Here is a 1,085-nt window from a genome sequence, read left to right on the forward strand (position 1 = left end):
CGCACCGCCCATCCCACGGACAGCGACAGGGGCCGGCCGGCCACGCCCACGGCGGCGCAGGCGGCACGCAGGTCGTCGGCGATGCGGCGTCCGGCGCGCTCGTCCAGCTCGAAGCAGCAGACGGCGAACTCGTCGCCGCCCACGCGGTACACCGGCCCCAAGCCCCCGCAGCATGAGGACACGACCCCGGCCGCCGCGCGGATGAGCTCGTCGCCCTCCGCATGCCCCAGCTCGTCGTTCACCGCCTTCAACCCGTCGACGTCGACGGCCACGACCCCGGCAACCCTGGCGCCCGTGCGGTTCCAGTTCGCCACGTCCACCTCGAACGCGTTGCGGCTCTTGAGCCCCGTCAGGTAGTCCGTGTTCGCCAAATCGCGGTAGGCGGGGTTCGAGATGCGCCTGAACAGCACCACCGACACGGCCACGGCCGCGAGGCAGAACGCGATCCCTATGAGCGGCGTGCCGATGCGCACCGTGCGGAACGTCTCGAACTGGCGCTCGGCATCGAACTCGATGCCCACGACGCCCACGACGCGCCCCTCGTCGTGGATGGGATAGTACGACACGAAGATGTGCCCCCAGTCGGTCGACTTGATGTCGGTCGGGTAGACCACCTCGTCGGCCAGGGCGCGCTCCATATCGCCGACGATCTCCTGCTCGATGGGGTCGCCCGGATTGCGGAAGTCGTCGCTTTCCGAGGGGAGGCCGTCCACGAGGTAGACGAGCGTGCCGTCGGCCGCGCGCTTCGCCGTGTAGAGGTAGCGCACGCCGGTGGCGGCCTTGACCTCCTTGAACGACTCCTTCATCTCCCGGTAGGCGGGACGGGCCGGATCGTCGTCGCCGTCGACGTCGTCGGCGCCCTCGATGGCGAGGAACGTGGACTTGTCCAGCGCGTCCTCGACGTACCCGTAGATGCTGTCGGAGCGCTCCTTGAGCGTGGATATCATGTCCCGATAGGTTATCTGGTAGTTGAACACGTACACGCACAGAAACGACAGCGCGACGACGGCGGCCGCGACCATCGACACCTGGACGTCGACCCGGCTCCAACGGCCGGGGCCCCGCCTTCTCTCCTGTCCCATGCG

At 68.8% G+C, this 1,085-nt stretch carries 1 protein-coding gene; it reads right to left on the reverse strand.

Going from position 1 to position 1,085, the window contains the following annotated elements:
* On the reverse strand, positions 1-1,082 hold a 1,082-nt coding region (locus GPA_RS19460; RefSeq protein ID WP_041239662.1), incomplete at its 3' end, for a GGDEF domain-containing protein.
* Between the last annotated feature and the right edge of the window lie 3 nt (positions 1,083-1,085).

The sequence above is a fragment of the Gordonibacter pamelaeae 7-10-1-b genome (genome assembly GCF_000210055.1).
GTDB classification, from domain to species: Bacteria; Actinomycetota; Coriobacteriia; order Coriobacteriales; family Eggerthellaceae; genus Gordonibacter; species Gordonibacter pamelaeae.